Annotated in this window: 23 protein-coding genes; 11 read left to right on the plus strand and 12 right to left on the minus strand. The window is 38.4% G+C overall.

Features of this window, described 5'->3' with window-relative positions:
* Nucleotides 1-18: 18 nt before the first annotated feature.
* Nucleotides 19-735 carry a winged helix-turn-helix domain-containing protein gene (locus tag H4J59_RS13040; RefSeq protein ID WP_182240031.1) on the minus strand — a complete coding sequence of 239 codons (717 nt, stop codon included), beginning with the start codon at nt 733-735 and terminating at the stop codon, nt 19-21.
* Nucleotides 736-1,127: 392 nt separating this feature from the next.
* Between H4J59_RS13040 and H4J59_RS13045 the strand changes: the two genes are divergently transcribed.
* Nucleotides 1,128-2,387, plus strand: coding sequence for an MFS transporter (locus H4J59_RS13045; protein ID WP_182240033.1), 1,260 nt, complete (start codon nt 1,128-1,130; stop codon nt 2,385-2,387).
* Between the two features lie 117 nt (nt 2,388-2,504).
* On the opposite strand, the gene H4J59_RS13050 is transcribed toward H4J59_RS13045, so the two are convergent.
* From H4J59_RS13050 to H4J59_RS13085, 8 genes are all read right to left on the minus strand, one after another.
* Nucleotides 2,505-4,805 (minus strand): hypothetical protein, encoded by a 2,301-nt coding sequence (locus tag H4J59_RS13050; protein WP_182240035.1) that lies wholly within the window; start codon nt 4,803-4,805, stop codon nt 2,505-2,507.
* Nucleotides 4,806-4,807: 2 nt separating this feature from the next.
* On the minus strand, nt 4,808-7,330 hold the full coding sequence (locus H4J59_RS13055; protein ID WP_182240037.1) for a hypothetical protein: 2,523 nt from the start codon (nt 7,328-7,330) through the stop codon (nt 4,808-4,810).
* On the minus strand, nt 7,330-9,030 hold the full coding sequence (locus tag H4J59_RS13060; protein ID WP_182240039.1) for a BatA domain-containing protein: 1,701 nt from the start codon (nt 9,028-9,030) through the stop codon (nt 7,330-7,332). The genes H4J59_RS13055 and H4J59_RS13060 overlap by 1 nt, the downstream gene beginning before the upstream one ends.
* Complete coding sequence (locus H4J59_RS13065) at nt 9,030-9,977, minus strand: DUF58 domain-containing protein (protein WP_182240050.1); 948 nt, start codon at nt 9,975-9,977, stop codon at nt 9,030-9,032. The genes H4J59_RS13060 and H4J59_RS13065 overlap by 1 nt, the downstream gene beginning before the upstream one ends.
* 15 nt (nt 9,978-9,992) lie before the next feature.
* On the minus strand, nt 9,993-11,027 hold the full coding sequence (locus H4J59_RS13070; protein ID WP_182240052.1) for a MoxR family ATPase: 1,035 nt from the start codon (nt 11,025-11,027) through the stop codon (nt 9,993-9,995).
* 73 nt (nt 11,028-11,100) lie between these two features.
* On the minus strand, nt 11,101-11,808 hold the full coding sequence (locus H4J59_RS13075; protein ID WP_182240053.1) for a DUF4159 domain-containing protein: 708 nt from the start codon (nt 11,806-11,808) through the stop codon (nt 11,101-11,103).
* Nucleotides 11,809-11,905: 97 nt separating this feature from the next.
* Nucleotides 11,906-13,273, minus strand: coding sequence for a TldD/PmbA family protein (locus tag H4J59_RS13080; RefSeq protein WP_182240055.1), 1,368 nt, complete (start codon nt 13,271-13,273; stop codon nt 11,906-11,908).
* Nucleotides 13,274-13,322: 49 nt separating this feature from the next.
* Nucleotides 13,323-14,951 carry a TldD/PmbA family protein gene (locus H4J59_RS13085; protein ID WP_182240056.1) on the minus strand — a complete coding sequence of 543 codons (1,629 nt, stop codon included), beginning with the start codon at nt 14,949-14,951 and terminating at the stop codon, nt 13,323-13,325.
* A gap of 376 nt (nt 14,952-15,327) precedes the next feature.
* On the opposite strand from H4J59_RS13085, the gene xthA reads away from it, so the two are divergent.
* Together xthA and rlmA are read left to right on the plus strand one after the other, a co-directional pair.
* A complete protein-coding gene (gene xthA / locus H4J59_RS13090; protein ID WP_182190530.1) occupies nt 15,328-16,137 on the plus strand; it encodes an exodeoxyribonuclease III in 810 nt (269 codons plus the stop codon).
* A gap of 116 nt (nt 16,138-16,253) precedes the next feature.
* Nucleotides 16,254-17,078 carry a 23S rRNA (guanine(745)-N(1))-methyltransferase gene (rlmA, locus tag H4J59_RS13095; protein ID WP_259369524.1) on the plus strand — a complete coding sequence of 275 codons (825 nt, stop codon included), beginning with the start codon at nt 16,254-16,256 and terminating at the stop codon, nt 17,076-17,078.
* A gap of 79 nt (nt 17,079-17,157) precedes the next feature.
* Here the strand turns inward: rlmA and yfbV are convergent, their stop codons facing one another.
* On the minus strand, nt 17,158-17,589 hold the full coding sequence (gene yfbV, locus H4J59_RS13100) for a terminus macrodomain insulation protein YfbV (protein WP_182240060.1): 432 nt from the start codon (nt 17,587-17,589) through the stop codon (nt 17,158-17,160).
* A gap of 670 nt (nt 17,590-18,259) precedes the next feature.
* Between yfbV and H4J59_RS13105 the strand changes: the two genes are divergently transcribed.
* The 5 genes from H4J59_RS13105 (at nt 18,260) to H4J59_RS13125 (ending at nt 21,190) form a co-directional block, all read left to right on the plus strand.
* Nucleotides 18,260-18,640, plus strand: a complete 381-nt coding sequence (locus H4J59_RS13105) for an ACT domain-containing protein (protein ID WP_182240062.1) — start codon at nt 18,260-18,262, stop codon at nt 18,638-18,640.
* Nucleotides 18,641-18,653: 13 nt separating this feature from the next.
* Nucleotides 18,654-18,998 (plus strand): ArsC family reductase, encoded by a 345-nt coding sequence (locus H4J59_RS13110; protein WP_182185461.1) that lies wholly within the window; start codon nt 18,654-18,656, stop codon nt 18,996-18,998.
* Nucleotides 18,999-19,013: 15 nt separating this feature from the next.
* Nucleotides 19,014-20,162, plus strand: a complete 1,149-nt coding sequence (gene dapE / locus H4J59_RS13115) for a succinyl-diaminopimelate desuccinylase (RefSeq protein ID WP_182240064.1) — start codon at nt 19,014-19,016, stop codon at nt 20,160-20,162.
* A 1-nt stretch (nt 20,163) separates the two neighbouring features.
* Entirely contained in the window at nt 20,164-20,841 is a 678-nt protein-coding gene (locus H4J59_RS13120; protein WP_259369525.1) for a M15 family metallopeptidase, read from the plus strand.
* A 118-nt stretch (nt 20,842-20,959) separates the two neighbouring features.
* Nucleotides 20,960-21,190, plus strand: a complete 231-nt coding sequence (locus H4J59_RS13125) for a hypothetical protein (RefSeq protein WP_259369526.1) — start codon at nt 20,960-20,962, stop codon at nt 21,188-21,190.
* Between the two features lie 51 nt (nt 21,191-21,241).
* On the opposite strand, the gene bamC is transcribed toward H4J59_RS13125, so the two are convergent.
* Together bamC and H4J59_RS13135 are read right to left on the minus strand one after the other, a co-directional pair.
* Nucleotides 21,242-22,327: an outer membrane protein assembly factor BamC gene (gene bamC / locus H4J59_RS13130; RefSeq protein WP_182240068.1), complete on the minus strand. Its 1,086-nt coding sequence runs from the start codon at nt 22,325-22,327 to the stop codon at nt 21,242-21,244.
* 519 nt (nt 22,328-22,846) lie between these two features.
* Nucleotides 22,847-23,086: a CDGSH iron-sulfur domain-containing protein gene (locus H4J59_RS13135; RefSeq protein WP_182240070.1), complete on the minus strand. Its 240-nt coding sequence runs from the start codon at nt 23,084-23,086 to the stop codon at nt 22,847-22,849.
* Between the two features lie 545 nt (nt 23,087-23,631).
* Between H4J59_RS13135 and H4J59_RS13140 the strand changes: the two genes are divergently transcribed.
* The 3 genes from H4J59_RS13140 to bcp all read left to right on the plus strand — a co-directional run bounded on the left by H4J59_RS13140 (nt 23,632) and on the right by bcp (nt 25,159).
* Nucleotides 23,632-24,159: a glycine cleavage system protein R gene (locus H4J59_RS13140; RefSeq protein ID WP_182240071.1), complete on the plus strand. Its 528-nt coding sequence runs from the start codon at nt 23,632-23,634 to the stop codon at nt 24,157-24,159.
* Nucleotides 24,160-24,290: 131 nt separating this feature from the next.
* Nucleotides 24,291-24,464 carry a hypothetical protein gene (locus H4J59_RS13145; RefSeq protein WP_182240073.1) on the plus strand — a complete coding sequence of 58 codons (174 nt, stop codon included), beginning with the start codon at nt 24,291-24,293 and terminating at the stop codon, nt 24,462-24,464.
* A 230-nt stretch (nt 24,465-24,694) separates the two neighbouring features.
* Nucleotides 24,695-25,159, plus strand: a complete 465-nt coding sequence (gene bcp, locus H4J59_RS13150) for a thioredoxin-dependent thiol peroxidase (protein ID WP_182240075.1) — start codon at nt 24,695-24,697, stop codon at nt 25,157-25,159.
* The last annotated feature ends 194 nt before the right edge of the window (nt 25,160-25,353 follow it).

Consider the following 25,353-nt stretch of genomic DNA (forward strand, 5'->3'; position numbering starts at 1 on the left):
TACACACTAAAATAATAGTTAACTCCATGCATCTGGAACAAATAAATAGCCTTGTCCCCAAATGGTTTTAATACGAAAAGGAGTTTCATTACTATCGTGTAATTTTTTACGCAAGCGTGATATACGCACATCAACACTTCTATCCATGCCGTCGTATTCGCGACCAACAACCGCTTTGTAAATATAATCACGATTCTGTACTTCGCCTGAACGACTAGCTAATAGCCAGAGTAAGTCAAACTCTTGGCTAGTCAGGTCAACATTTTCTCCGTGCAATGTCACTTGTCTAGAACCACGGCTAATATGTAGTTCACCACAATTAATTTTAGCATTCTCTTTACCATCTGTTGGCAACTGGCCACGACGCAATAGCGCATTAACACGGGCAAGCAATACTCTTGGCTCAACAGGCTTAATCACGTAATCATCCGCACCAATTTCTAAACCTAACACTTGGTCAAAGTCTGTGCCTTTCGCGGTTAGCATTAAAATTGGACCTTTAAAGTTAGGCCGTAAATCTTTACAAACAGCAAATCCATCTTTACCTGGTAGCATAATGTCTAAAATAATCAAATCAGGAACGAATTTATCAACTCGCTTTTCTACCGTGTCGCCTCTAAACTCTTGCTTAACGTGATAACCTTCATTTCCTAAAAACTCAGCGACTAGATCCGACAACTGATGGTCATCCTCAACGAGTAATATTTTTTTAACTAACAATTCACTATCTGACATTAACTGCTCCTACTTTATTACGCTGTATTAACAGCATTTTCATGACTGGTTTACGAACACGGTCAATGTTTAGTCTAGCCAATAAATAACAACCATTGAAAATATGACTTATCGCACAAGCATAAAATGTTTATTATTAATTAACAACACTATGTACAAGGTGTTACGGCAATAGTACAACTTACTGCCCTGAAATTACAATTAATTACACTAGGACTAACAAGTAGAGTTTTATGATACTTTGCTGATAAACAGTGCTTATCGCCCCTATCAATGCGTTGAAAGAAATAGACGGTGCATTGAGAGAAATAGAAACTTTTTACTTAGTTATAAAGCTAACTTATTATATAATCAATAGGCATTATACCCACGGTTTTATATAATAAGTTGTTATGACGATTCACGCTGCTAAAGTTAAAATACCCGCACAAAATACCTTAATTACTGAACAGTTAAAAGCAAAAAAAACCTTATTTTCTGTCATGCTGGTAGTGCTGTTTAGCAGTGCCGGCATTGCCTTACCTTATCCTGTATTAGCACCTCTTTTTCTTAATGAAGTTAGCCCTTTAACCACTTTCGCTGATTTACCCAGTAAAATATTACTCGGCATTATACTGGCGATATATCCTTTAGGGGTTATTCTAGGAAGCTCAGTTTTAGGTGCTGCCTCAGGTATTTACGGTCGCAAAAAAACCTTAATCATCACCCTGATTTTAACTGCTGTTAGTTATGTGTTATCCGCTTTAGCTGTTATGGCTGAAAGTTTTTTACTGCTGATTTTAGCGCGTTTTGTTACGGGCATTTTTTCTGGTAATATCAGCATAGCGAAAGCGATAGCGGTAGATTTATCGCCCACGCTAGATAAGACCCACACCTTTAGTCTAGTAAATGCCACCAGCTATTTAGGTTGGTTGCTCGGCCCTTTAGCCGGTGGATTACTGGCAATATACGGCTTAGATACCGTCTTCTACTTCGCCGCCGTCGCGATAGTTATTGCCCTTATCAGCGTCGCTTGTGTATTACCTGCGGGCAAGAGTAAATCTAATCAGCCAAAGATAAATTTTTCGCAACTTTTTAGTAAGCAAAACTCATTTGCCTTACTCGCTAATAAAAAAATTAGACGTATCTTTTTAATTTATTTATTGGCAACACTTGGCCTAAATGCCTATTACGAATTTTACCCCGTTTGGTTGGTGGAAAATTTTGACTTCACTAGCCCAGGCATTGGTTATATAACGGTTGTTTTAACCTTATTTATGACCATAACCAGTGTGTTTTTTGTTAAGCAATTAAAATACTTATTGGGGCTTAAATTGGGTGCCATTGTTGGCATGATGTTAATGGCATTGTTGTTTAGTTTACACCTTGTATTGTCAGCAACCAGTGTTTGGCCTATTTATGCAGTAATAGGCATCGCCATCGCACTTTTCAATGGCTTATTACCGGTTTATATTTCCGAGCAATATGCTGATATTGAACAAGGACAACTTATGGGCTTAATTACCACCACCTTTAGTTTAGCTAATATGCTGATGGCGCTGATTGGCAGTGTATTAGCCTTATTTGGCGCACACTGGGCCATACTATTTGGCGCGTTTTTGCTTATCATTGCCTCCATCGACTTTCACTTGAGTCAAGAAGATATTCGCTAACTCATTTCACGCTAAAGTTATTCGCTATCTAAGCACTAACCCTATTGTAAATTGATGATTATTGTTAAGAGCAATAGGCCTGCTTAGTGATTTTGTCGCATCAGCGTTTAAGCAAATTTAATTTGTTTGCCATTTACGTTCAATCCACAACAGGCCTAGCGAGATAAACATGAACAGCCAAAGGTAAAGTTTATTTATCGGTTGATAAGTATCGGCTGCACTAAAATCATCACGAGATAAAGCCATACTTTTCATAAAACCTTCACTGGTTTGGTGTTTATCGGCTTGTTGCCAGGCTAAAAAGTTTTCAGCTGGATAAAAATATTGTGCTTGCTTTGCCAATAACGCTTGATTATCGTCCAAAGCCTGAAACATGTACCAACCTGCTTGGTCAGCCGAAAATTGACCACATTTTTTATGGTTTGATAACACCAATGCCATTAGTTGCATTTGCGGAGAAGAAATCGCTTCTAATGGCGAAATTAAACAAATATCTTGATATTGATTTACCTGCGCTAACGTTGTTGGCATGGGTGATAACCAGCGAGTCGTGCTTTCACTGCGAGATATTTTCGACAATATATATTGCCAATAATGACTATAAACCTCGGAGCTTGCTTGCAATGACCATTGGTACGTTTGATTAAGCGATGATATGGCAAGGCTACCGAGTCCTAATGATTGTTTTGCTACTAAGGTTTGCCCTGTTGTTGACTCGACAAGTGGTTCGACAATTATTGAGTTGATATTGCCCCCCACTTTGGCGTTTATCGCAATAGCAGCGGTTTGCGGTGTTATTGTGTGATTTATCTCTACCCTAGGTTTGCCTGGCCAATTGGCCATAATCGCAGTCAAAGATTCATCAACAGGCTTTATGGAAAATAAACTCAACAGTCTATTGAGTTTATTTACCTTAGATTTTTCGAGTTTTAAAAGTGTCGCATCAGCCTTGATCAGCAAACCTAACCCCTGGTTTATCGCACGATATAAAGCTTCAACTTCACTCTCTTCTAAAGCGAGCAACATTCGACTGTCGATTATCAAGACATCATAATTATCTAACAATTTTGTCTGCAAAATATGGGCTTGTTCAGCTACTTTTTGTTGCTTGTTGTTATCTTCATTGTTAATAACAGCGTTACTTTTAGCTACATTATCTTCATGGGTATTTTTGACATTGATGTGCTGCTGCGACCATTTATTTTTACTGATCTGGCTAATAATATGAACTTCACTATTTGCCTGACTTAACCATTGTTTTAAGCGTCGGGTTTCAAATGAAGGTGCTGACTGTTTAATTAACACGCGTGGTTGATTACCCATCACAACGCTAAAAGCGATATCTTCGCTAATATCCACTCGTGCTTTTTTACTCGATAAACCTCCACTTGAAGGACCTTCACTGGCTACACCTTGTTGTAATAAAGTTTTTTCTCGCTCACGCAAGACTAATTGATAATTGAATAAACCAGAAAACTTGCTGGTTGTGGTGAGCGAAAAAGGCTCATTACCAGCAATATTAATGCTGCTGAGCACATTATTATTATTGACTAAACTCAACTGGAACTGAGCATTATTGTCAATAGGTTGCTGCAACTGCCCAGTTACAGTCAATGCTTGCCCTAATATTAATTGCCTTGGCCAAGTTAAATGGCTTAAACCTATGATGGTTTTACTGGCAAAGAACCTAAAGTTGACACTTGCTAATCCTTGATTGTTATTTTCTTGTTGAATGCCTTCTTGTTGAGTACCGTCTTGCCGGCGCTGTTGAATACCTTGTTGTGCATTGAAAGTTTGAAAATGTTGCCATTGTAACTTTGTTAGTCCGTCGCCAAACACCTGTACTAATGACGGAACATTGTTATTGTCTGGAAAAAGCATCAGCTTTTTATCGGATCTTTTTGACCAAAAATCAGTAACTTCTTGCACTGAACTCGTGACAAAAACTTTATGCTGATAATGTTTAGCTAACCATTGATATAGGGGTTCATCAGCGCTTGAATTACCTTGCTCGGCCAACAACCAAATACGTTCAGCAGACGTTAGCGCTTGCAGTATTTTTGCCTTATCTATACCGACAAGATTAAAATCATCACCATTAGCCGTGTGTTTAAAACCTGGGGTAAGGAAAACATCGAATGATGGTGTTTGTGCTTTTTCTTCGAAAGGTAAAACAAATAACAATACACTGATAAAGGCAATAATATTGCCGAACAGCAATAAAAAAAAATGTAACTTTTTTCTAGCACCCAATGGCGCTATTTTTTGTTCATCATGAAAAATATCGTTTTTAAAGCGTCGATAAATCAGTAAACAGCTAATCACCAAACCTATAGATGCCAATATCACTAATGCCCAGTGTAATGGGCTATTAAGTGTTAATCGATAACTAGCCGTTAAGAAATCAGTTAAAAACATAATCACAAATTATCCTTTAAAAATTGACTATAGTTTTTAATTATCGGTTGTTGGTCATAAAAATCTTGCTCTTTACCATTAGGCGCGGCTGTCGCATTAGGTATTAACTGCTCCAACTTTGCGGCTAATAACACAAGACAATTACCGCACTGCGTTAATTTTAGTTGTCGTTCAAGTAATATACGCTCAATTACCACTAGCACCTGAACCAATGCCGGTCGTTTATCAATAAGCTTTTCTATCCCTACCTTAACCATATTAATAAGCGCTAGCTCGTCAACCGCTAACTTTGCATTAATGTTACGGTGATTTTGCTCCGTGTTTAGCTGATTAACATCAGAAAAAACAGGCGATTTTACAAATGAAGGTACAGATAACACAGGTTGGCTAAATTTATTCAATAATTGTAAAAGCTGAAGAAAGGCCAGCTGATCTTGATTAGATAACTGCTCAGTTTCAAAACGAGATACCTGTAAGGTTTTAGCTAAAATATCTGTTTGTTCTCCTTGATAACGGCGCTGCTCGGTCACTGGTGGCGGTTCAAAGCCCAAACGTTTTGTATAGATGCGCTCAGCTGTTTTTGCCAAGTTTAGCAACTTAAGTGCTTGTTGTTCAAAAGGTAAGGCTAGTGCTGGCTCTGACAACATTAAATGCAGCTCTGCTTGCCACATATTGGACAGGCTTTTTTTCATTAAAGCTCGCGGATCTTGGCTGGTCATTACCCCGACATCACTATCTTCATGGTTATGACCATAGCGATTAATCAGCGCTATACGCCCAGAAACATCAGTACTGTTGCGGTTCTCTGCGGTATCACTGGCATGATCATGGTTCGTCATATCGTCATGCTGTTGTTCACCCGCAGCGGTGATCACCGCGTTACTACTGCCACCAAGTTCATCGTGCACTTGTATTTGTGGTCTATGCGGCTCAGCAGTACTATGACTTTCATCAAATGTCACACCAACATTATTTGGCCCTTCAAACTCATCGCCTAAGTATTGGCCATATTTTTGTTTCAGGGCACTTTGCGCTACGCCCAACAACTCTGAGCTTTCAGTAAACGTGCTTGGATCAAGGCCAGTTTTATCTTCAATAAGCGCTATAGTTTCAATAATAATTTGCCGCTGGCTTTTAAAATACGCTGGCATAAAATCAATCAATATACCGTCGGCATTAATGCCTGTTTGATCTTCCTCTAGCCAACGGATAATTTTTGTTGCCGATCGGGTTTTCTGAGGTCTAGGCTGACGATTGTCAGTGGCTAAAATACTAAAATAGAGTTCATCGCCTGGTTCCATAGCCAAGTCAGTCAATGACCAGTTTTTATAATAATGCATTTTGCCATCAAGCAGTTCTCTTCTCTCGAAGCTAAAACTTTGATCTCTAAATTTAACCCCTTCGCCGGAGCCTTTTGCTATTGAGGCTAAAATTTCAACCTTGGTAACGGAAAAATCATCTGATATTTGCACTTGAGCCATTAAGCTCGGTGTACTTTTTTTACCATATTCTGTCACCGTGCTTTTTGGATTAATAAAACGAATTTTTGGTGCTTGATCCGCGGTTAGTTGAATACGTTTAATCGCGGCAAAATTTTCTGACACTGGCTGTGCCGTATTTTCGACAGCTAAATGGTAAACCATACTTTTGATTAATTTACGCTTAGCACTATAGCTGCCGTTTTTTTGTTGAGTTAATTGCTGACGTTCTCCATTAGAGAAAACAATATAATAATCCATTGTTTGCTCTGAAAAATAAAAAACCCAGCTTGCATAACTGCCAACTAAAGCGTCAATATCAAGTGACGCTGACACTGACATAACGGCTTGATTCTTTAATAAGCTATAGCTAGGCGGCTCAATAATGACTTGCTGTGACAAAATATCAACCGGGGGTTTATTGCGCTTAATTTGGCTGTTTCTTTCTACTACAGGCTTAAATTTTACAGCCGGCTGAAACCAAGATGCGGCTTTATCAAACAATTGCAAGCTATCGGCAAGTGCTAGTATTAAGAGTAAAACGGCCAGTAAAATATTGGCTACAACGAATTTTTTCTTCGCAAACTGAGGAGATAATTCGAGATAATTCACTTGAGCTTGTTGTTTTAAAATATGGTCTAAACGGCGCATAATTTTACTGTGTTGTAGTTTTTCTAATGCTGACAACTGCTGTTCAGCACGTAATAACAGTTGTGCACTATCTTCAAGGGCTGCAAAGCGATCATTAAGGTGAACAATAAGATTACTGAGCGTAATACTAGCGTAATTTTTACTTCGAATCGTCAGTACTCGCTTAATAAACAGACCAACAAAAAATGCGCTTAAAAATATCACCACAGCACTTTCAATGCTTAAAAGATTAAAGCTTACTAAAACAAACGCCGCGGTAATGACGACAGCTAAAAGTTTTGGAAAAAATAACAACATCTGCTGCTGTAAAAACTGCCCTCGCCAACGCGCTAACAGATGATTTAAATGGCGATTAATCGCGGATTTGTTCTGGTTATTGTTATTAACATTAGACATTAATCAACAACCTTAGCTGATTTCACTGCCTGCGCGTTTACAACTTGAACATCATCATTTCGCTGATTTTTGCTTTTGCTATCAATAGGCATTCTTGGACGAAAAAACTCACTTAAAACACGCTCTAATGTCCAAAGTAAAATTAATAAAACCACAAGTAATTCAGTCCAAAAATCAGCGTTAGCTTGCTGCTGTACTATTAAGGCGTTAGCCGTTTTTAACTCGGTAATGACTAACGGAGTAGCTTTAGCAAATGCTGCTGATTCAGCGTTTTTGGATTTAGGCAGAGGTGATTTAGTATTTTCTGATTTAGTGCGGTCTGGTGAATAAATCAGCTGACTCATTTGCTCTCTGGTTAGCGTTTTTTGCGCCGCTAAAGTGTCATTTTGCCACTGGCCAAATAATAAGTTTTGTAGAAAAAGTGGGAATTGTTTCGTGACCAATAAATTGCTCCACGATGGCGAGTATCTCGAATAGAGTTGATAGATATAACTTGCTTGCTTGCTGCTTTTTACTGGCCCATTTTCAGTAACTAAATTTTCTCCCTCTTCGTGATGATAATTCATAGTCGATTTAGTCAACATAGGCAACTTTAAGCCATCTTGCTGAGTAAATTGCCAAAGCACTTCATCGCTTTTTGTAAATTTTTTATCCTTGAGTTGCTTAGCTACTGCTAATGGCAAGGCGCGTTGATAAAAAACCGCCTCAGCGCTGAGCAAATAAGTACTGTCTTGATTGATACTCAACGCAGAGCTGAGCATTAAATTAACTTGGGTATTTTCGGCATCAACAAAAAGGTTTGTCCCCGCCGTCATCGCGTTAACAATATAATGATCAACCTGCTTAGAACTTAAATAAAACAACCAATCGGGTTGCTCTTGCATAGCTTGTTGATACGAAACTGAATTTTCTAAACCTTCATTTAGCCAGTGTGATAACAGCAATTTTGGTGCAATTTGTTGCTTAATTAAGCTCAAGGCGTGTTGAAAATATTTCAGATCTGCATAACGGTCTTGGTCATAAACAATCAGCACTTTTATCGCTTTGTTATAATGTTTTTCACTCTGGCTAACAAGGTTTTTTATTTGCCAGTCAATGGTGTTGGTTAGCCTTATGTTTGTCTTTAACTGATTAAGCTGATATTGACTGGCTCGGTCAGTAACAAACAGTTTTATGTCAGTTTCTGGTGCCAGTAACTGACTAAAGTAATCAAGATGTAGCAATATATTTTGCGGCGGTGAAGTTAACTTGTTTTCAGTACTATTTGCTTGTCTTTGCCAAGTCAGTATTTTATCAGCACTGATAAGTTTGGTGTTACGGGCTAACAGGTATATGGGCTTGTTTAAATGCTTGTTTACTAGCTGTTGCCGCTCAGCGTCATCACTTTGGTTTAACCAATCAGGGCTAACCAAAAACACGGTTTCATTTGAAATTAAAGGCTGAGTGATCATAACGTTAGCTAACAGTAATATCGATACAACCAGCAACAAAATGCGTAACAGCAATAACCAAAATTCAGTTAAATGAATATGTCGCATATTTTTTGGCTGCAACGAGTCAATTAATGCAATATTGGCAAATTTAACCAGTTTGGCCTGACTTTTACTGATTAAATGCAGCACCAAGGGTACAGCTAAAGCCAGTAACATGGCAAAAGCCCACGGCGACTGCACGACTATTAATGGCAGATTACTCGCCATCACTGGCGATTTCCTCTGGCTCTGGCCCTTGCTCTTATACCAAGAAACTCCACTAAAGTTTGATCTAAAGCTTGATCAATATTAGCCTTAAAATAATGTATATTTTGCAATAGCAATTGTGCTTTTAAGGCATCATCTGAGCGTTTTTTATTCTCCAGATAACCTGCACGTACTTGCTTTGTTGATACATTACGCTGTTCGCCCGTCTCTAAGTCTTGAAACTTAACTACGCCTTGATAGGGAAAGTTGATCTCATCATCACTGTCCAGATGAAATGCCACGACATCGGTATGCCGATTACTCAATTTTGCAGTTAAGGTCAGTAGTTCATCATTTAATTGATGAAAATCACTAATGACCACAACCAAGCCGTTTTTTCGCACTGCCCCCAGTAGCGTTAATATCGCCTGAGTATCAGGAAAAGTGCCACTGGCTTTTAATTGTGTTAATGCCAGTAATAATTTTTGCCAGTGACGCTCTCCAGGTAAAGCCGCTACTTGCTGTTTTTTTTCGCCAGACAGGGCTAAAAAGCCAACAGCATCACCCTGTTTTTGTGCCAAATAGGCAATAGTGGCCGCTAAGTAGCCAGCATAATCTAATTTATTCCACTGGCCAATTATTGATGACTTTTCTGGGTTTTGTCGGGTTATCGGCGTAGATTGTTGTAGCATAGACTCACTGCAATCTAGCACTAACCAAACATTTACCTCGCTTTCTCGTTCAGCTTCACGCACAAAGTATTTATCTGAGCGCGCAAATAATTTCCAATCAATTTTACTGAGCTCGTCACCCGGTTCGTATGATCTAAATTGGCTAAACTCAACGCCAACACCACGGCGTTGGCTAGCATGGGCGCCATGTAAAAAACCTTGTGCTAGGGTTTTAATTGCCAGCGGCAGATCTTTAATACGTAATAAGGTTTTAGCATCAAAATAAGGTTGTTGCATACGTGATGATCCGCTTTATTGCAGTGGACTTGTTGGCACTGCAACAAATGCCAACAGGTCAGCAATAATATTATCTGGGGTAATATTTAACGCCTCTGCTTGAAAGTTAACTAAAATTCTATGTCGTAATACGGCCGGTGCAACAAAGCGAATATCGGCGATGGTAATAGCATAACGTCCTAACATTAATGCCCGTGCTTTTGCACATAATATAAGAGCTTGTCCTGCTCTAGGACCTGCGCCCCAGCGCACATGCTCATTAACACTTTGGCAAGGCTTTGTCTGTTCATTAATATTTTTATCCTGCTCACCTTGGTGCTTATCAGGCCGTGTCGCTCGCGCTAATCCTGCGGCGTAAACCAGCAATTCATTCGATGCCGTGACACTGCGCACAAGATTTTGCAACGCGATAATATCGTCAGCACTGAGTATAGCGCTAAGTTCATTATGATCGTTGCCTGTGGTACGTTTAATAATTTCAATTTCTTCCTGCTCCGTTGGGTATCCAACACGAATAAACATGACAAAGCGATCAAGCTGAGCTTCAGGCAATGGATAAGTGCCCGCTTGTTCAACTGGATTTTGCGTTGCTAAAACAAAGAAGGGTTTAGGTAGATCATAAGTGGTGCCCGCATAACTTATGCGACGCTCTTGCATCGCTTCTAATAAAGCTGCTTGGGTTTTAGGTGGTGTGCGGTTAATTTCATCCGCTAATAAAATATGGGTAAATACGGGGCCTTTTTGAAATTTAAAAAAGCGTTCACCGGTTTCATGATCCGTTTCCAAAATTTCGGTGCCAACAATATCACTGGGCATTAAATCTGGCGTAAACTGTACGCGTTTAAAATCAAGGGCGAGTGTTTTTGCTAGTGAGCTTACCATCAGGGTTTTGGCGAGACCTGGCACACCTTCCAGTAAACAATGGCCGCCCGCTAATACACTGATCAATAACTCATCAATTATGTCCTGTTGACCCACAATAACTTTAGCTATTTCATCACTAACTTGGCTCAATTTATCGAGTAATACGGTTATTTGTTGTTCTTGCATTGATTTTCCATTTTATAACTTGTTTATTGCTAGGCACCATTAATGCGAGTTCGCTCTGAGTTGATGCTAGCCACTAACTCTTCATTGCATACATGACAATATTAACCGCAAAGCGAGTATTATCGACCTTTAGCCAACGCTTGTTGCGAAAGTCATAATCCCATTCACAGCCTAAATCTTTATTACTGTACAACACCGCAATACGGCCATCTATTTCTATTGCTTTTAGGTGGTTATGCACTAAATCATCCCCCCAACCATTAAGTTCAACTGAGGTTCTAGGTGGGCCTTCAAAGTTAAAAAAGGAGGAATATAGGGGGTGATCGTTAGGAATTTTATTTAATGCTTGCTCACCAAATATATCTCGCATTTGCCGCTCAAAACTTTGAGCAAACATGCCATCAATATCATGATTACAATCATCGACAAAAACAAACCCACCATTTTCTACATAACGTTGAAAATTTTGTTTTTCTTCAATATTAAATTGCACTAAGCGATGGCCCGCTAAATAACAAAAGGGTGCCGTCAGCATTTGAGGGTTCGATAACGCTATAATACGTTCTTTAATATCAACCCGTAAACTTGTGTATTCAATTAAAGAATTCAATACATTCGCAGGCATTCTTTCATCAACCTCCCAATCACCTGACTCATAACTCAAGCGAGTAAAAAAAAAGTCAATTTGCTCTTGCGCACTCAAACGTAAAAACGGTGTGCTAAAAGCGCCAGCAGAAAGTAACGAGAGGGTGCGAATAAAATTACGTCGATTCATAAACATCCGAGAAAAAACAAGGGTAAACGTAACTTACTCGTTTACCCTTTTGCTGGTTAGTCTTTCATTAAGTTTTATGCTTAACCTGAATTATTCAGTTTAACTACACAGCATCTGACAAGCTGCTAAAGGTGAAATCACGTATTTTCATCGGCGGTATCATACTGCCATTAATACGCAGTGGTTTACCTAACGCTTCAATATTATTGAGCATAATGATTGGACTTTCATTGAAACGGAAGTTTTTAATTGGATGTTTTATTTTACCATTTTCAATATAAAAAGTGCCATCGCGCGTAAGCCCAGTGTATAAAAGCGTTTGCGGGTCTAACGCACGAATGTACCATAAACGGGTCACTAGAATTCCGCGACGTGTGTCTTTGATCATATCTTCAATACTGTCATTACCACCTGCCATGATAATTTGCGCTGGACCACCAAATAAACCTGAACCTGTGTAGGCGGTAGGCGCATAATCTACACCGGTTTTATTGGCCCAATAAGGTGAGTTTGGCATATTGATCACTCGACCATCTTTTATCCAGTCAGTTTTAGCAACGCTATGCCCGTTAGCCGCAAATGGCGCTGAGGGTGCCTCACTGTTCATTGGATCTGAATAGATATGAACCCGTTCATCAAAAAGCTTTTCACCTAAGCGATTAGTTGGCCCACCTTCTTTATCTTCTTCTTGCTTTTTGCTTAAAAAACTACGGCCTTCATCAGCTGCACGCTGACTCATGCTGCCAAACATATTACTCAACAGTTGCACACTGGCTGCAGGCTCTAGAATAACGGTGTATTTACCAGGTTCCATTTCTTTTGCATCAGCCGACCCTATTGATTTTTCAATAGCAACTTGCGATGCTTTTTTGGTATTTAAGCGTTTAACGTCACTGTAGTCTCGACTGACCCAACCTGAGCCTTTGCCGTCTTCTGTGCGAATAGTCACGGTAAATTCGACATTGGTTGCTTTGTTATAAGCAAAAAGTCCTTTGTTGTTCATAATCGCCACAAAGGTTGTCGCGTCTTGTAAAAAACCTGACGAGACCAATTTATTCGCTTTAGAGGGTTTAATGCTATTTTGTGCTGCTTGTGCTCTATCATCAGGCGTAACATTTGAGGTTGAGTCAAATGCGCTATCAGGTTTACTGTATGTCTGTTTAGAAAATATTGGCATGTTTTCTGGATTTTCAGGTGCCAATTTTGCCAACTCTTCAGAGCGTTTCACGACTTTCATTAATGAAGCATCGTCAAACTCATTGATGGTGGCAACGCCGGTTTGCTTACCAAATGTAGATTGTACAGCCAAGGTTAAATCGCTTTGTTCACCGGACGTAGAAACCGTATTGCGGGCGGTTCGGATGTTACCACCTACTTGTCCATCTAAACTACACTCACATTCATCCGCTTTAGAAAATGAAAGTACTTTTTGCAATAAATTTTTCGCGTGTTGTTCTGTTAAAATTGTCATGACGCTTTGCTTCCTTATATGCTTATTTTATCGTCAAACATGAGTTGAATTACACGTTACGAGCGGTATTGATCACGTTGATATTATTAAAACGTGTCGTTGGACAACCATGAGAAACCGCGCTTACTTGCGAAGGTTGACCTTTACCGTCAAAAAATGACCCACCTAGGCGATAATCAGACTTACCCGCTAGCTGAGTACAGCTATTCCAAAACTCTTGAGTGTTTGATTGATAAGCAACATCTTCAATTTGATCGGTAATTTTACCGTTCTTTATTTCAAAAAATAATTGACCACCAAATTGAAAGTTATAACGCTGTTGGTCAATTGAAAATGAACCACGCCCTGCGATATAAATGCCATTTTCAACCTCTTTAATCACATCGTCAGCTGACAAATCTTTTTTATTCGGTGTTAAGGAAACATTAGGCATACGTTGAAACTGCACATCACGCCAACTTTGTGAGTAACAACAACCATGGGATTCTTTTTGGTCGATCATATGCACTTGGTCACGAATGGCTTGATAGTTGACCAAGGTACCGTCTTTAACCAGATCCCATTCTTTTGTCTTAACGCCTTCGTCATCATAACCGACATTACCTAATGAATAAGCTTGAGTCTTATCAGCAAATAAATTAACAATATCAGCGCCGTAGTTAAATTTTCCGCTTTTCCATTTATCTAACGTGGCGAAACTGGTGCCGGCAAAATTAGCTTCATAACCTAATACGCGATCAAGCTCTAATGGATGCCCGACAGATTCATGAATAGTTAACATCAAGTGTGCAGGGTCTAACACTAAATCATATTTACCCGGTTCAACAGATTTTGCCTTTAACTTAGCTTGCAGTTGTTTACCCGCTGCTGTTGCATCTTCGAGCATGTCGTAAGAGTTTTTATAACCGACATTAGCACCTGAAATACGTATTTTATCTTCTTCTTTACCGTCTAAGTATTCAAAGCCCATACCCACAGGATTACCTAAACCGGTCCGTTGTTTAAAGCCAGACTTGCCAACCGCAGTAGCAAAAAATGGCGCCCATAAGCGATGCACATCTTGATCAATATATGAGCCGTCTGTTGAAGCAAAATACTTTTGTTCATTGACTAAAAATAAAATAGAGGTGATGTAATTGGCGCCATTAGACATTGCAGCGTCATTAACCGACAACAACAAATCGACTTTATCTTTAATGGGAATTTCAAGCGCATTCTTTTTAATCGGTGTATTCCAGCTGACCTCTCCAACCCCTTTTACAGGGGCAAGTTGCACCGGAACTGTTTGAAATTTAGCGTTAGCCATTGCCACTGCTACAGCTTTCTCCGCTGTTTTAGCAATACTATCAGGAGTCATATTCGATGTTGAAGCGAATCCCCAAGTACCATTGGCGATAACACGAATGCCAATACCAGCAGATTCTGTATTAACAATATTATCAACCCGCTTTTCTTGTGTCGTAACAAATTGATTGAGATAACGACCGATGCGCGCATCAGCATATGACGCACCTTTGGCTTTTGCGGCGTTTAAAGCAATATCTGCTAATTTTTTCTTGTAAGCCACATCCATTGGTTTATCTAACAATTGCTCTGCTGACACCGTGAAGCCAGACATAGGCAACATTAATCCACCCGCGCCTACGCCAGTAAGCTTAATAAAATCACGTCTTTGCATTTCCATTCCCTCGGTTAATTTTTAGTAGATAAAAGCACCACTAATCGAATATAGCGCAATAATGCAGCTTATAACAAGGGTAAAAAACATACTGTAATCGTTCATTACAATTAGGTAAAAAATACTTTGATACTCGAAAATCAGTTTAATTAGGTTTAGATTTGCCAAGCGTCCTTAAAAAATGACTCAAGCTGTAATATATTTACCTCATGAGTGCCTCTTATAATCGGTTGTTGTGCGATGCTTATTCTCACCTTTATTTAAGGACTAATTGTTGATTGAATTTAGCTATACTCATTGAATTTCATCGCAATATGACTACTGCTACTGCTTAAGTTCTGGTAGCATAAGCGCAAAATCATTATCGAGCTTCAATATGAAAATCATCTCATTTAATATTAACGGCCTGCGCGCTCGTTTGCATCAGTTACAAGCTATTATCGATAAACATCAGCCCGATATTATTGGCCTACAAGAAATTAAAGTTCATGATGAAGTATTTCCGCTCGCTGATGTTGAGGCGATGGGCTATCACGTTTATTTTCATGGACAAAAGGCGCATTATGGCGTTGCTATGCTGTGCAAAAAAGCCGCTGACGTGGTCACTAAAGGCTTTCCAACCGATGATGACGAAGCGCAAAAGCGCATGATCATGGTACAAACCACCGATGAGAATGGTGAAAAAGTTACCGTATTAAATGGTTATTTTCCACAAGGTGAAAATATTGCCCATGAAACAAAATATCCTTACAAGCGTCAATTTTATAAAGATTTAATGCAATACTTAAATGAGCACCATACCCCTGATGAAAATATTGTGGTGATCGGTGATATTAATATTTCACCTGCTGATTTAGACATAGGTATTGGTGAGCCAAATAAAAAACGCTGGTTAAAAACCGGGAAATGTAGCTTTCAACCAGAAGAAAGACAATGGTTAGCCACCTTAATGGATTGGGGCTTTATTGATACCTTTAGGTCATTACACCCAACTCGTGAAGAAAGATATTCATGGTTTGATTATCGCTCTCGTGGCTTTGATGATAATCGCGGTTTACGTATTGATGTCGTCTTAGCAACCAAAAAGTTTGCTAGCCGCTGTATTGAATCAGATATTGATTATGAACTTAGGGCTATAGAAAAGCCGTCTGATCATGCACCAATTTGGTCTACGTTCAGTAAATAAAGCTTTCCAAGTAACATACTACTTATAATTTTAAAATCAAACTTATACTGTTAACACCATACTTGTAAAAAGGGGCTAGCCCCCTTTTTTGTTAAAAATAGACATTAATGATCCCTATGACTGCAACCCACTATGCATGCCCTATATGTAGTTTTCCTCTGCAAAATCAAGAAAAGCTGTTTCGCTGTGAGAATAATCATAGCTTTGATCGCGCGAAAGAAAATTACTTAAATTTATTGCCCGTGCAATTTAAGCATTCAAAAAACCCTGGTGATAACAAGGCGATGGTCAATGCTAGACGAGAATTTTTAGAACAAGGTTATTATCAACCCTTGGTTGATAGACTCGTCGCTTTATACCAAGAAAAAGTGCTTACTGATGCTAGCAAGCCAACGATTGTGCTCGACGCCGGTTGTGGTGAAGGTTTTTATACTCATCAACATAAAAATACTGAAAATACTGTTTACGGTGTTGATATTGCTAAAGAAGCAATAAAAAAAGCTGGCAAGAAGTATCAACAATGTCACTTTAGTGTCGCGACGTTATCAAAATTACCTTTTAGTGACAGCCTATTTTCTTGGATTATATCGGTTTATGCGCCTATTTTAGAAAAAGAGTTTACGCGCGTATTATCAGCCGGTGGTTTTTTGTTAACGGTTACGCCAGCAAAACAGCATTTGATGCAACTAAAGCAGCATATTTATCATGACGCTAAAGAGCATGATGAAGAAAAATTGCCCATTGAACATTTAGCACTGGTGCACCAAGAAAACATCTCTTATCAAATGCACTTAAAAACGGGTCAAGACACGCTAAATTTATTGGCTATGACACCCTTTGCTTTTAAGGCGAGTAAGGAAGCCAAAGACAGCTTATTAAGTCAGCATGACTTTATCTGTCAGGCTGACTTTCTGATCAGGCTTTATCAAAAATCGAACTAAAAAAATGCGCTACAGATTAGCTGTATCGCATTATTAGTCATAACCTTTCCTGATAAATTTTACTTATCAGCCTAAAGAATTAAGAGGTTTTATAGCTATTTTTATAGCTTAAGTTTAATAAGTGAGCTAAGTCTAAATAACGTGGACGTTGAGTTGACAACTTGATGTCACCACCGCTTTGGTTAACACGCGCGACACTTTCTTTGTACCAATTAGCTAACGCAGGCGGAAGAAATTTATCGGCTTTAATCCCCATAAAAATCAACGCTTGTAATGGAAAGCTCATAATACAAAGTGTATATAATAGCGCCTGAGGTAAGGCAGCCATAGAGCCAAAATACAACTGTAAGATTAAACAAAACACGGCTAAGCCGGGCATCACTTTACACACCAAACGGCTCACTTTAACCGCATGATACTCCATAAAGTATTCACCGAGTTCAACGCGTGAGGGCCATAAATTCATGTACTTTCGGCCAAGTAAAATAATTTCTAATATAGATAACTTCATAAGCGATACCCTACAACAGCGGTTGATTAAAAGATAGTACCTTTTTATATACGATGGTATTAAGTAAAATGACCACAGTTGATGAGATTTTATTATACAGCATCAGTATTTATCAGCAATTCCTAGTATTTATAAGCTTATATCTGATGTCTTGGTTGGCGATATAACTTACCCCCTTTTATTGGTTGTAATTTCAACACACTTGTAGTCTTCCAACAATATAATCAGTAATTACAAAGATCTGCCCTATAAATAAGTAGATCTTTAGCTGTTTTACTCCTTAATACGGCGTTTTAACAACTTATCTATGACTTTTCACACAGATTATTAGCTGGTATTTTTTAACCAGCAAAATAAATAAATAAAAAACAATTACTTAACTGTTTAAACAATAGTTATACACAATGATACCCACAGCTTATGTGGATACATTAAACGTACAATATTATAATTTATACAATTAATTCGCTTTATATAGCCAAATAGACTTAGAAATACACTAGTTTGATAGCAATAATCAATTTAATGCGCAGTAAACACAGGTTAACCAGTTAACTTAAACCAAATATTTAGTGACTAAATTCAAACCCACGCGAGTATAACCCCTAGAGTTAAACGCTATTAAACGCTATAGTGTCGACATCAGCATTTAAACAAGCAAAGTCGACTTATGAGTAACTTTACCCTACGGCGCTTATCTGAAACGTTTGCTATTCATAGTTTACGACGTGAGGGCTCAATACCCGACGTGGTATTTAATGCCCCGATATTTTTTTTAGCAAAAACCTATGACGAAATTTCAATTGTTATTCCAGAGCATATTGAAATTGACAGTGAAGAAGTCGAACTTGGCTGGCAAGCATTTGAAGTGGTTGGCCCACTCAACTTTACCTTAACTGGTATAATGTCAAATATATCAACAGTGCTAGCAAATGAAAAAATCAGTATTTTTGCCATTTCTACTTTTGACACTGACTACGTTTTAGTAAAATCAGATAAGTTTGCCGCCGCTAAAGCCGCGTTAATAGAACATAACTACCAAGTGATATAATTCAGGAAATAAAATGACAATACTTTATGGCATTAAAAACTGCGATAGCGTAAAAAAAGCAAAAAAATGGTTAGAGCAACAAAATATCCCTTATCAATTCCACGACTTTCGTAGCGATGGCCTCAGCCCACAATTGCTACAGGAGTTTATAAAGTCTGCCGATTTGACTCTGCTGTTAAATAAACGCAGTACTAGCTTTCGTAATTTAACTGACGAGATTAAAAACAACCTCACTGACGATGTGATGACCGAGATTATTTTAGCGCAACCCACGCTAATTAAACGGCCACTACTTAAGCACAACCAAGCATTTTTGGTTGGCTTTAAAGATAGTCAATATCAAGAAATTTTACTTTAGGTATATAGTATTCTCATGATAAAACATAACAATTGCACCATTTCATTAGCACAAGCACTGATTGAACGCCCTTCTGTTACCCCTGAAGATTTTGGCTGCCAACAACTCATGTCTGAGCGTTTAGCCAAGTTAGGTTTTAATAATGAAAGCATGGTATTTGAAGATACCACTAACTTATGGTCTCGAAGAGGCACTTCAGGGCCAGTATTTTGTTTTGCTGGCCACACCGATGTTGTGCCAGCGGGCAATTTAGAAAGCTGGAACACACCGCCATTTGATCCCGTTATCGTTGACGGTATGCTTTATGGCCGCGGGGCCTCTGATATGAAAGGCAGTTTAGCGGCGATGATAGTAGCAACCGAGCGATTTGTTACCGACTATCCTAAACACCATGGCTCTATCGCATTTTTGATCACCAGTGATGAAGAAGGCCCTTTTATTAATGGCACAACACGTGTGATTGATACGCTTGAAGCCCGCAATGAAAAAATTGACTATTGTATTGTTGGTGAGCCTTCTAGTACCAATAAATTAGGCGACATAGTTAAAAACGGCCGTCGTGGTTCAATTTCTGGCGAATTACACGTTCATGGTAAACAAGGGCATGTGGCTTATCCTGATCACGTTATTAATCCCATTCACAAGGCCATGCCGGTTTTAGCCGAGTTAAGCGAAATGCATTGGGATAATGGTAATGAATATTTTCCACCAACGAGTTTTCAAGTGTCTAATATTCAATCTGGCACTGGCGCTACCAATGTCGTGCCGGGTCATTTAACCGCATTATTCAATTTACGATATAGCACTGAATTAACAGCCGAAATGATCGTTGATAAAGTTGAAGCCTTATTAACTCGGCATCAATTAAACTTTGAAATTAACTGGATATTTAACGGCAAGCCATTCATTACAGAACCAGGTACATTGGTTGATTCTGTTGTACAAGCGATTGAAACTTGCTGCAATATAACAACCGAGCTTTCCACCAGTGGCGGCACTTCAGATGGACGATTCATTGCACCTACTGGCGCACAGCTTGTTGAGCTTGGTCCTTGTAATGCTACTATTCATCAAGTTAATGAATGTGTTGCGGTACAAGACTTGATTTTATTAACTGATGTCTACTATCAAACCTTGGTTAATGTTTTAGCCAACGATGCGTAAAATGTCAGAACTTGAGTTAATATTGACCGGGAAAACTGAAAGTCATATTCATTGGCTAGCGCCTAATGTTGGCATTCATACTGAAATGTTGTCGGCATTCAAACAACTACAGCTGGCCGCAAAAAAGGCCGGGATAGAGTTGCGTATTGCCAGTGGCTTTCGCAGCTTTGACCGACAACTCATGATTTGGCAAAATAAGTTTTATGGTAAAACAGCCATTAAAGATGGCTCAAATCAAATTTTAGCGGTTAAACAACTCAGTGAAGCTGAAAAAATACACGCCATTATGTTATTCTCTGCGCTGCCGGGAGCCAGTCGCCATCATTGGGGCTGTGAAATTGACGTTTATGCGAAAAATTTATTACCCGCAGAGCAATCTTTAGCATTAGAGCCATGGGAATACCAAGCTTCAGGGCACTTCTATCCCTTAACCCTTTGGCTAGCTGAACATGCGAAAACGTATGGCTTCTTTTTACCTTACGATAAGTTTCGTGGCGGTGTTGCTCAAGAACCATGGCATCTTTCATACTTGCCATTATCTAAACACTACCAACAGGCTTATACTGAAGCACTTTTAGCAGAAACATTATTAAATAGTGAGATTCAAGGTAAAAATTTACTGCTCGCGTTGTTACCTGAGCTTTATCAACGTTATATTGTCAATGTAGCTGATGCTTAACTCGTATTAGCTATTTACTATTAAGCGCTTTTTGAAACTATCATTAAAGGTTTAATTATCAGTATGATTGAGCGTATTGTAGCCATTTTATTTACACATTTAAGCGGAGCGTTAATTTATGACCAGCATGTTAAATGAAGGCTGGATTGCCCCAGTCATCGTTATTATTGCATTAGCTATTTTAATTGGTAATTTAAGTACTTTTCAAAAAAGTGCAAAAACACCTTTACGTAAGAAAAGTTTAAACGATTTAAAAGAAACCATACCAAGAACACAAAAGTCGCCTCATAAAATGGCAACCGTTGGTAAGACTAATGATATTACCCATAAAATAAAAAACTCCGATTAACGGAGTTTTTTTATTGTTCTATAAGTAACAGTCATTGCTATTATTTGAGTATTAAAAAACGTCTTTAAATGACAAGCCCGCTTCCATTACCTTAAATATTTTCTCTAAAGTTGCCTCAGATAACGCTGTACCTTCACCATCATATAAAGTAACAACAGATTTTTCGGCCATTTTCTCTAGCTGAAATTTATACTTACCATTAGGTAAATCTATAACATCTATACTATCTCCCCAAATACTATCCCACAGACTAGATTCAGGTTTTACGTAATCAACATAATAAATTTTAGTGGTTTCATTAAGGTCGGTAATGCTAAAGCCATGATCTTCAAAAAATAAAGGTAAATTAGACCAGAATAGCTCTATATCCATTTCTACAATATAGGCCGGCTCCCCAGAAGCATTCTCACCTAAGCTAACAAAGGTTTGATTAGCACGTAATAAGCGATTTTCTTGCTGTTTTAAACGATATTGAAAATCAACTTGCGCTATAACTTCATTAAGCATATTCATTTCAGCACGTTGTTGATCGATAATATCGATAACTTTACTGCCACCGGCTGCATCTGTTTTCATGTAATCAAGTAATTCAACAATTAACGCGACACTTCGACCATGCGATTTACTTTCAAGTGTATAGCGATAACGAATACTCTCCGATATTGCTATTGATTTAAAAGGCCAAGTGCCTGTTTCTACTTCTTTGTTATACCAATCAGACTCAAAAACTAAACCTTCATCGTCTACTTGTTTTAATTCAACTTTGTCTGTGGTTAACTGGCTTTTTAAGGCTTTTAAAATAAAACTTTTTAGATCATCGTCATCAATTACTTGGTCAAACCATACTTTTGCTGCAGCAGAAGTGCTCTCTGTGCGTGTTGACGCCGCGATAGGTAAAACGAGTGAAGGTGCACGTACATCTACATCACCACCAATCGGACCTTCATGGTTTATTTCGTCACTAACAAAAAAGGTCTCAACTTGTTTAGGTTTATCTAATCCTGCAGGTATTTTTAACGCTGTTGCTTCTTTTTGTTGCGCGTATTCAAAATCGCCTACCGCTTGCTTATTATTTACAGTACCGCAGCTAGCAACAGCGACACTTAATAATGAAAAATAAAATATCTTGCGATTCATTAACACTCCCGAGGATACAAATCTGAATCTTTCTAATTTAATTTTGCTTGTTTAGTTTTATTAATACCCATTGGTATAAGTATTATTTTTAGTCATTACGACAAACTGATAAGTTAACATCGTAAAGTTCAAGCAATACATCAATAACGTCGTTTTGATTACTGAATCCGGGCTAAGTTCCCCAAAATCATCTCATTTATTTAAAAGCCGTCAAATTCATGGTAATAGGGCTAAATTGAGCAGCGCACCATGGTACTTGCCTGAAAATACAAACACAAGATATTGCCGCATATTTATCATAAAAAATAGTAAAATAGTGACGTATGTTGATGGTTACTGATCTGCACTTCTGATCTTACTAACGGCTTCATTACGGCTAACGGTATTAAAAATATAAGTACTATTAACAACCCCTATGTTCAATTATATGCATCATCATTATAAAGCCCCTTAAATAAAAAGTTGATTACAAAGCAAAGCGAAAATAACCAACTATTCAAAGTGCGACTATAATTAGAATTAATTACTCTTATGGCTACCGTCACACATAGGCTGATTTTTGGTTGATTTACAGCCACAAAAAAAGACTTTACCGGACTCTTTTGCCGTATATTTTACCGGTGTAAAGTCAGAGCCTTTATGTGAACCGTCACAAAAAGGTTGTTTTTCACTTTTACCACATGCACACCAAAAATAATTTTTTTTTGCCTCCACTTCAACGCCATAAGGGGTATCTGAAGCACGTTCTGGTTTACTCATAATATATTCTCCATGATTAATTCTTCAAAATTTAAAAATTCAGTTAGAGTATCAATTCAGTTTGGTCATAATATACCCGGCACCAAGCAACCATGTATCCTGCATAAGCGGGTATATTCTTTTACATTATCGTAAATTCAACGGCATGTACATTAGTTAGCTTTACCTGTTATTTTAACCGTCAAAAATCTCGTTATTTTAAAGTGGAACGGCTATATCGCGAACCCACTTTGTCCTGTTCAGCCTAACACTTTAGATAAACCTATTATCGTTTCAGCGGATATTGCTCTCAGCGCTTTAAGAACATAATTAATTAGAACAGGACTATCACTGGCACTGGCACTGGCAAAATAAAATAAATATACACGCCTAATTACCCCTGATCATTACAGCCTTTTCTCTATATTTTTAGGGTAACTAACTTTATCCTATGTAAATAAATCTAGTTTTTTTAAAAGGTAAAAATAAACACTAAGCATGCTGTTAGCTTTAGTCGCCTGACATGCGTTACAATAGCGTTTTTAATATGATGGCTAGGTTTATTGATGAGCGAATATTTAGTATTAACGGCAATGGGGCCAGATCGCACAGGCAGTGTCAGTGACTTAACCAAATTAGCCAGCGAGTGTGGCTGTAATATCTTAGACAGTAGAATGGCAATATTTGGCCTAGAGTTCACCTTAATTATGCTGCTTACCGGCAGCAACAAAGCTATTCATCAATTAGAAAGTAAATTACCGGCTGTCGCTCATGAACTTGAGTTGATCACTATGATGAAAAGAACCTCAGGTTATCGAGAGCAAGATTATGTTCATCATTACCAGGTTGATTATGCTGGTATCGATCAACCCGGTATTTTAAAGGCTGTTACGGCATTTTTTGCGACGCGTAATATCGATATATCGTCATTGAAATCTGAAATTAATCAGAAAAACAATCACATAAGTGCCTCTATATTAATCGCGCTGATGGAAGAAACCAGTATCGAACATCTTGAAAGCGACTTCTTGCAATTGTGTGAACAATTTGATGTGCAGGGTTGCCTAAAAAAAATTCAATCAAACTTATTGTAGAGGCTTAAATGAAAACATTAATTGCCGGTGATAACGCGCCACTTTTCACTGACGTGGTCAACTAAATTCAGTCCACCTAGTTAAGCAACCATTTATAATTTTCTATCCACTGATTCAAAACCGTTAGGACTTTGATAATCCAGATACAACTGTCGGTAGGTGCTCTTCGTAACCATGAAGATATAAAGGACATGGTGAAGGCTAAATCGCTCGATAACCGTGTTGAGCAGAGCGAGTCAGCTAAAAGCCATAAAACAGCGCTTGCTGCTCAAGCAGCAAGCGCTGTTTTATGGCACAATAGTTAATGAAATACTGCCAGTTTATGAAAGAGAAATGGCTATGGTCAAGGTTGTGAGAACGCGACCAGACAATGTGATTGACGGTAAATTTAGATAAAGATCATCCTACCTAGTGTTTACTCTAGACAAGACATTTTTAACCACCTAAAGTAGCCATCTTTAGCAGATTAAAAATGTACCAAATAGGACGGGGATAAGTCACCGTCTATGCAAACATTGAGATAAGGACAAATTTTATGGCAATCGAACCCGGACAAGCTGCACCAAATTTCACTCTAAATGACCAAGACAATAATCCAGTTACGCTCTCTGAGCTGCAAGGAAAGAAAGTACTAATCTACTTTTATCCACGCGCTTCAACGCCAGGTTGCACTTTTCAGGCTCAAGGGTTACGAGATACTAAAGCTGAATTAGATGCACACAATGTTGTAGTTCTTGGTATTAGCCCTGACACACCAAAGAAACTAACAAACTTCATTAATAAACAAGAGCTGAACTTCACCCTGCTTGCTGATGAAGATCATGCTGTTTGTGAAAAGTACTATGTATGGCAGTTAAAGAAATTTATGGGTAAAGAGAATATGGGCGTGGTAAGAACAAGCTTTCTAATTGATGAACAAGGTAATATTGAGCATGTGTTTAACAAGTTTAAAACAAAAGACCATCATGAAGTTGTTATTGACTACCTAGATAACAAGTAACAGTTTGCCTATATTGGCGTGGAGGCAAATGAATATCAAAGTGAAACACCAAACTTCGGGCTGTATTTTGACCCTGTAACAGATTTTGTGTAACTGCCAGGTTTAAATAACATCTTTCAAACGGTCTTCAAATTCAATCATAAAACGATTCAAGGCCGTTTTCCAATTTCTTATCGGCATCGTCCACTTTTTAG

The sequence above is a fragment of the Colwellia sp. MB02u-10 genome, from assembly GCF_014077185.1.
Taxonomy (GTDB): domain Bacteria; phylum Pseudomonadota; class Gammaproteobacteria; order Enterobacterales; family Alteromonadaceae; genus Cognaticolwellia.

What these genes read in the sequence shown, in the direction of transcription:
- H4J59_RS13065 (WP_182240050.1), bottom strand. Translation starts at nt 9,977, where the DNA reads ATGCAACAACCTTATTTTGATGCTAAAACCTTATTACGTATTAAAGAT.
- H4J59_RS13140 (WP_182240071.1), top strand. Translation starts at nt 23,632, where the DNA reads ATGAGCGAATATTTAGTATTAACGGCAATGGGGCCAGATCGCACAGGC.
- H4J59_RS13060 (WP_182240039.1), bottom strand. Translation starts at nt 9,030, where the DNA reads ATGGCGAGTAATCTGCCATTAATAGTCGTGCAGTCGCCGTGGGCTTTT.
- rlmA (WP_259369524.1), top strand. Translation starts at nt 16,254, where the DNA reads ATGACTGCAACCCACTATGCATGCCCTATATGTAGTTTTCCTCTGCAA.
- H4J59_RS13050 (WP_182240035.1), bottom strand. Translation starts at nt 4,805, where the DNA reads ATGTTTTTAACTGATTTCTTAACGGCTAGTTATCGATTAACACTTAAT.
- H4J59_RS13125 (WP_259369526.1), top strand. Translation starts at nt 20,960, where the DNA reads ATGACCAGCATGTTAAATGAAGGCTGGATTGCCCCAGTCATCGTTATT.
- xthA (WP_182190530.1), top strand. Translation starts at nt 15,328, where the DNA reads ATGAAAATCATCTCATTTAATATTAACGGCCTGCGCGCTCGTTTGCAT.
- H4J59_RS13045 (WP_182240033.1), top strand. Translation starts at nt 1,128, where the DNA reads ATGACGATTCACGCTGCTAAAGTTAAAATACCCGCACAAAATACCTTA.
- H4J59_RS13110 (WP_182185461.1), top strand. Translation starts at nt 18,654, where the DNA reads ATGACAATACTTTATGGCATTAAAAACTGCGATAGCGTAAAAAAAGCA.
- H4J59_RS13135 (WP_182240070.1), bottom strand. Translation starts at nt 23,086, where the DNA reads ATGAGTAAACCAGAACGTGCTTCAGATACCCCTTATGGCGTTGAAGTG.
- H4J59_RS13085 (WP_182240056.1), bottom strand. Translation starts at nt 14,951, where the DNA reads ATGCAAAGACGTGATTTTATTAAGCTTACTGGCGTAGGCGCGGGTGGA.
- dapE (WP_182240064.1), top strand. Translation starts at nt 19,014, where the DNA reads ATGATAAAACATAACAATTGCACCATTTCATTAGCACAAGCACTGATT.
- yfbV (WP_182240060.1), bottom strand. Translation starts at nt 17,589, where the DNA reads ATGAAGTTATCTATATTAGAAATTATTTTACTTGGCCGAAAGTACATG.
- bamC (WP_182240068.1), bottom strand. Translation starts at nt 22,327, where the DNA reads ATGAATCGCAAGATATTTTATTTTTCATTATTAAGTGTCGCTGTTGCT.
- H4J59_RS13080 (WP_182240055.1), bottom strand. Translation starts at nt 13,273, where the DNA reads ATGACAATTTTAACAGAACAACACGCGAAAAATTTATTGCAAAAAGTA.
- bcp (WP_182240075.1), top strand. Translation starts at nt 24,695, where the DNA reads ATGGCAATCGAACCCGGACAAGCTGCACCAAATTTCACTCTAAATGAC.
- H4J59_RS13120 (WP_259369525.1), top strand. Translation starts at nt 20,164, where the DNA reads ATGTCAGAACTTGAGTTAATATTGACCGGGAAAACTGAAAGTCATATT.
- H4J59_RS13055 (WP_182240037.1), bottom strand. Translation starts at nt 7,330, where the DNA reads ATGTCTAATGTTAATAACAATAACCAGAACAAATCCGCGATTAATCGC.
- H4J59_RS13040 (WP_182240031.1), bottom strand. Translation starts at nt 735, where the DNA reads ATGTCAGATAGTGAATTGTTAGTTAAAAAAATATTACTCGTTGAGGAT.
- H4J59_RS13105 (WP_182240062.1), top strand. Translation starts at nt 18,260, where the DNA reads ATGAGTAACTTTACCCTACGGCGCTTATCTGAAACGTTTGCTATTCAT.
- H4J59_RS13075 (WP_182240053.1), bottom strand. Translation starts at nt 11,808, where the DNA reads ATGTTTATGAATCGACGTAATTTTATTCGCACCCTCTCGTTACTTTCT.
- H4J59_RS13070 (WP_182240052.1), bottom strand. Translation starts at nt 11,027, where the DNA reads ATGCAAGAACAACAAATAACCGTATTACTCGATAAATTGAGCCAAGTT.